The sequence below is a fragment of the Mesorhizobium sp. M2C.T.Ca.TU.002.02.1.1 genome (assembly GCF_003997225.1).
This window is the reverse complement of record NZ_RZTO01000459.1, coordinates 1-4,945: the sequence shown is the minus strand read 5'-3', so window position 1 is coordinate 4,945 and position 4,945 is coordinate 1. Positions and strand designations below refer to the sequence as shown.

Genomic DNA, 4,945 nt, shown 5'->3' with positions numbered 1-4,945 from the left:
GACCGAACTCGCCGGGGAAGCCGCCGGCATTTTCGTGCTGGAGGAGAATATCGGACCGGTGCGCTGCGCGGTAAGCAAGCATGACGGCTCAACCTTCGCCGAGTTCGACCTGGCGAAATTGCCGGAACCGTTGGAGCTCAAGGCTGATCCGGAAGCGATCGGCGCGGCGCTCGGCCTTGCCCCGCACGAGATCGGCTTCGAGAATCACCGCGTCGCCTTCTGGTCGGCCGGCGTGCCTTATGTGACGATTCCCGTTGCCGGGCTGAAGGAGGCGGCCAAGATCAGGCTCGACAACCAGGCATGGTCGGAATTGGCTCCGCGCAAGAGCGAATGGGCCTTCGCAAGCCCATACGTGTACTGCCGTGAGACGGTGCATCACGACAGCGCTTTCCATGTCCGCATGATCGTGCCCGGCACGCCATCCTACGAAGACCCCGCAACCGGTTCGGCCGCGGCCGCCTTTGCCGGCGCCATCATGCATTTCGACGCCCCGACCGACGGTATCTCGCAGTTCTGGATCGAGCAGGGGCTGGAAATGGGCCGGCCGTCGCGCATCCGTCTCGAGCTCAATGTCGATGGCGGAAACCTGGCATCCGCGCGCATCGGCGGCCATGCGATCAAGGTGGCGGAAGGTAAGTTAACCCTCTGACACCTGCGGCAATTCGGCGATTTGTCGGGAAATGATCCGGCAGGGCTAGACATACCCGAAAGCGGCGGCTATATGCGCCGCCGACGCTGGTTTTCCCGGCGGTGTGGGTGTGTAGCTCAGTTGGTAGAGCAGCTGACTCTTAATCAGCGGGTCCACAGTTCGATCCTGTGCACACCCACCAAATTTCCCTTTGATTAGATGGAAGTCCCGCTGGCCAAGTCGATCGGCTGCTTGGGCTGTTGGTGACTGCTTTTTTGGCTTCGCTGACGGGCTGCCCAGAAGAGCAACCCGCCATTTGTTTGCAGCCTACTTCTCCGAAACTCCAGCCTCGGCAAAGCTCGCCATCCTTGTATGGCATTCCAGCGCCGAGCGCACGATGTTGACGGCAAGGCAGGCGCCGGAGCCTTCGCCGAGACGCATGCCGAGATCGAGCAGCGGCGGCAGGCCGAGCGCCTCGAGCAGGCGGCGGTGGCCCGCTTCGGCCGAGACATGGGCAGCGATGGTGTGGGCCAGCCCAGTCGGATGCAGCCTTGCCAATGGCGCGGCCGCGGCGGTGCACACAAAACCGTCGAGCAGCACCGGCACGTTGTTCTTACGCGCGGCGAGCGTGGCGCCGAAGATGGCGGCGAGTTCGCGTCCGCCAAGGGCGGCCGCGATCTTCAGCGGGTCGGACAACGAATCGGCATGGCGCTTGAGGCCCGCCTCGATAGCCACCACTTTGCGCTTCAAGCCGGCGTCGTCGACGCCAGTGCCGCGCCCTGTCCATTTCTCCGCGCTACCGCCGAAAAGAGCTGTCGAGATCGCGGCGGCCGGGGTGGTGTTGCCGATGCCCATCTCGCCAAAGCAGACGAGGTCCAGGTCACTGGTTACTGCGTCGTAGCCGGCCGAAACGGCGGCGAGGAACGCCTGTTCGTCCATCGCCGGGACTTGCGTGAAGTCGCCGGTCGGATGATCGAGATCAAGCGGGATGACATCGAGGTTTGCACCGGCGATACGGGCCAGCTGGTTGATGGCGGCACCGCCGCCGGCGAAGTTCGCCACCATCTGTACGGTGACTTCGGACGGATAGGCCGAGACGCCCTGCGCGGTGACACCGTGATTGCCGGCAAAGACGAAGACTTTCACGGCATCGAGCTTCGGCATGTCGCGGCCCTGCCAGCGGCCCAGCCAAGCGGCGATGGTTTCCAGCCGGCCGAGGCTGCCCGGCGGCTTGGTGAGCGTGTCCTGCCGGCGGGCGACGGCTGTGGCGGCGGTGTCGCTGCCGGCCGGAAGATCGAGGCATGCGGCGCGAAGGTCTTCGAGCGATTTGAACGAGGCTGATTGGGGGGACATGGGGGCAAGGTCTCCGAAAGAGAATCAGGAAAGGCAAACGGAAGCGACGAGCAGCACCGCGATCTCGCCGAACTGCTGCAGCGCGCCGATCGTGTCGCCGGTCTGGCCACCGATCTGGGCGAGGCAAAGCGTGCGGAACGCGGCAAACAGCAAGCCGAGCAGGATGAGCGCCGCGACCGCGCCGCCAAGGCCGAGCGCCAGCAGCGCCACCGCGCCAAGCGCAGCACCTATGATGGCGGTCTCGGTGGTGACTGAACCCGCATTGGCGGATAGGCCATCGGCTCGGGCCGGCGGCAGAAGATGCATGAAGGCGCCGAACAGGCCGCGCGAGGCCGCATGCGCGGCAAGCAGCGCCAGGAAGATGTGGCCGGGACCGGCAAGTTCGGAGAGCGCGCTCCAGCGGATGAGCAGCGACAGCCCAAGCGCCGCCGCGCCATAGGCGCCGATGCGGCTGTCGCGCATGATCTCCAGTTTCCTGTCGCGTGTCCTGCCACCGCCGAAACCGTCGGCGATGTCGGAGAGTCCGTCCTCGTGCAGGCAGCCGGTAACCAGCATGGTCGCGGCGAGCGTCAGCGCCGCGGCCGGTGCGGCGGCGAGGCCGAAGGCGGCGGCAATGGCGTAGACGAGCGCGCCGATGATCGCCACCGCGAGGCCGGCGAATGGTGCAGCCCAGATCGCATCGGCCAGGCCGCGGCCGCCGAAATCGCTGGATGGCAACCGCAGCCGGGTGAAGAAGACGAGGCTGAGGCAGATATCGTCAAGCACTTGCCCGGGTGCTGAGGGGCCGCTCATGTGCTCCTCGCAATGGCATGGAAAAAGGTGCCGCTGACATGGCCGCGCCGGTAGCCGGAGGCGCCGAGCGGATTGCCCTGGCCATCGGCAAGGTCGGCCAGCGGCTCGTCATTGCCGGTGGCGGTCATCTGCGAATAGTGGAATTCATGGCCGCGGATCAGCGTGCCCTGCGGCCCCAAAGGGCAGGCGGCGCGCAGCCGCGCCTCGCGGTAGCCAAGGTTCATTTCTCGTTTGGCGAAGCTGGTCGAATGGCCGAGCAGGCCGAGCATCTTGTGGCTTGTCCCCTCCGCGTCTTCCAGCACTTCGCCCAGCACCATGAAGCCGCCGCACTCGCCGTGAATCGGCTTCGTCGCCGCAAAGCGGGCCATTCCCGCCTGGAAGTTCGCCGCGGCCGCGAGCTTGCCGGCATGCAGCTCGGGATAGCCGCCAGGCAGCCAGCAGACCTCGCAATCCTCGGCAGGCGCTTCGTCGGCAAGCGGTGAGAAAGGCACGATCTCGGCGCCAGCGCTGCGCCAATGTGTGGCGACGTGCGGATAGAGGAAGGTGAAGGCGGCGTCTTCCGCCAGCGCGATGCGCTGCCCGGGCGGCTGCAGCGCGTCACCGAAGTCGCCGGCTGCCGGCTCCAGCGGGGTCGCCAGTGCCAGGATGGCGTCGATGTCGAGCGACTTCTCGACCATATCGGCCAGCCGATCGAGATGCGCCATCAGGTTCTCGTACTCGCCGGCCTGGACAAGGCCGAGATGCCGCTCGGGCAGGTTGAGCGTCGGATCGCGCAGGATGGCGCCGACCACGGGCAGGCCGATCGCTTCGATGGCGTCGCCGGACAGCCGCCGGTGGCGTTCGCTGCCGAGCCGGTTGAGCACGACACCGGCCATACGGACATCCGGGTCGTAGGTGGCGAAACCCTTGGCGACGGCGGCGGCCGTGGTCGACTGGCCGGAAACGTCGAGCACCAGAAGGACAGGCAGGTTGTAGAGCCGGGCGAGATCGGCGGCCGAGCCGGAGCGGCCTTCCGGCGCGGGGATGCCGTCGAACAGCCCCATCGCGCTTTCGAGGATGATGTATTCGGCGTCGTTCGCGGCTTGGCCCGCCAGCGCGTTGAGCAGGGAAGGCGACATCGCCCAGCTGTCGAGATTGACGCCGGATAGGCCGGTGGCGGCGGTGTGAAAGCCCGGGTCGATATAGTCCGGTCCCGACTTCGCGCCGCGCACTTTCAGGCCGCGCCGGGCGAGCGCGCGCAACAGGCCGATGGTGACGCTGGTTTTGCCCGAGCCGGAGCGCGGCGCGCCGATGATGATCGCGCGGGCGGTCACAAATCACCTGCCAGTGCGGCGCGCATGGCGACGATGCCGCCGACGACGATCAGGGCCGGCGAAGCGAGCCCGGCGGTCGCTGCTTCCTCGGCGATGGTGGCGAGCGTGGCGACGACGATGCGCTCCTGCGGCGTGGTCGCCGCGACGATCACGGCCGCGGGCGTCGACGGCGCGAGGCCGCCGCTCAGCAGCTTTGCTGCGATCACCGGCAGGTTGGCCATGCCCATATAGACCACGACCGGCTGTCCGGTGCGGGCGATCGCTGCCCAGTCGATGTCGTCATCCGTGCCGGCGGCGTGGCCGGTCGCCAGGATGACGGCCTTGTTGATGCCGCGCATGGTGGCGGGAATGGCGGTGGCGGCAAGCGCGCTGAGACCCGAGGTCAGGCCGGAGAGCACCCGGAACGGAATCTTTTCGCCCGCGAGCGCCAATGCTTCTTCGCCGCCGCGGCCGAAAATATACGGGTCGCCGCCCTTGAGCCGCACGACACGGCGGCCTTCGCGCGCCAGCCGCACGAGCAGGGCGTTGATATCCTCCTGCTTCATCGAAGGCTGGCCGCCGCGTTTTCCGGCGTAGAAAAGCTCAGCACCCTGGGCGACCGCCACGACATCGGGCGAGACCAGCGCGTCGTAGACCAGCGCATCGCATTGTCCGAGCGCGGCCAGCACCTCCAGCGTCAGGCAGCCTGGATCGCCGGGGCCGGCGCCGGCCAGCCAGACGTGGCCAGGCTCCAGCTCGCGCGGCTTGAAGTTCAGGCGGGCCAGCGCCTGCTCCAGATTTGCCCGTCCGTTCATATTGGCGCTACCGTTCACAATCCGTCCCGTCCGCGAAAACGCCGCTGGTAGTGGGCGTCGTAGAG

At 67.2% G+C, this 4,945-nt stretch carries 5 protein-coding genes and 1 tRNA gene; 2 read left to right on the top strand and 4 right to left on the bottom strand.

All coding sequences use genetic code 11. The features are described 5' to 3' along the window. Together EOD07_RS22215 and EOD07_RS22210 are read left to right on the top strand one after the other, a co-directional pair. Positions 1 to 649 (top strand): PhzF family phenazine biosynthesis protein (locus tag EOD07_RS22215; protein WP_164772423.1); only part of this gene is annotated, 649 nt, incomplete at its 5' end. A gap of 105 nt (positions 650 to 754) precedes the next feature. Next, positions 755 to 830, top strand: a tRNA-Lys gene (locus EOD07_RS22210). Positions 831 to 955: 125 nt separating this feature from the next. Here EOD07_RS22210 and cobT read toward each other — a convergent pair. The 4 genes from cobT to cobA are packed head-to-tail and all read right to left on the bottom strand — an operon-like array spanning position 956 to position 4,880. Beyond that, the gene (gene cobT, locus EOD07_RS22205) at positions 956 to 1,981 is read right to left on the bottom strand and encodes a nicotinate-nucleotide--dimethylbenzimidazole phosphoribosyltransferase (protein WP_127236993.1); all 1,026 of its coding nucleotides are present in this window, start codon (positions 1,979 to 1,981) and stop codon (positions 956 to 958) included. A gap of 24 nt (positions 1,982 to 2,005) precedes the next feature. Further along, complete coding sequence (locus EOD07_RS22200; protein ID WP_127236992.1) at positions 2,006 to 2,773, bottom strand: adenosylcobinamide-GDP ribazoletransferase; 768 nt, start codon at positions 2,771 to 2,773, stop codon at positions 2,006 to 2,008. After that, on the bottom strand, positions 2,770 to 4,086 hold the full coding sequence (locus EOD07_RS22195; protein WP_127236991.1) for a cobyrinate a,c-diamide synthase: 1,317 nt from the start codon (positions 4,084 to 4,086) through the stop codon (positions 2,770 to 2,772). Before EOD07_RS22195 ends, EOD07_RS22200 begins: the two co-directional genes overlap by 4 nt. After that, entirely contained in the window at positions 4,083 to 4,880 is a 798-nt protein-coding gene (cobA, locus tag EOD07_RS22190) for a uroporphyrinogen-III C-methyltransferase (RefSeq protein WP_127236990.1), read from the bottom strand. The genes EOD07_RS22195 and cobA overlap by 4 nt, the downstream gene beginning before the upstream one ends. Positions 4,881 to 4,945: the final 65 nt, after the last annotated feature.

Excerpts from the sequence above, each read along its gene's own strand:
- EOD07_RS22200 (WP_127236992.1), bottom strand. The coding sequence starts at position 2,773 with ATGAGCGGCCCCTCAGCACCCGGGCAAGTGCTTGACGATATCTGCCTC.
- cobA (WP_127236990.1), bottom strand. The coding sequence starts at position 4,880 with ATGAACGGACGGGCAAATCTGGAGCAGGCGCTGGCCCGCCTGAACTTC.
- cobT (WP_127236993.1), bottom strand. The coding sequence starts at position 1,981 with ATGTCCCCCCAATCAGCCTCGTTCAAATCGCTCGAAGACCTTCGCGCC.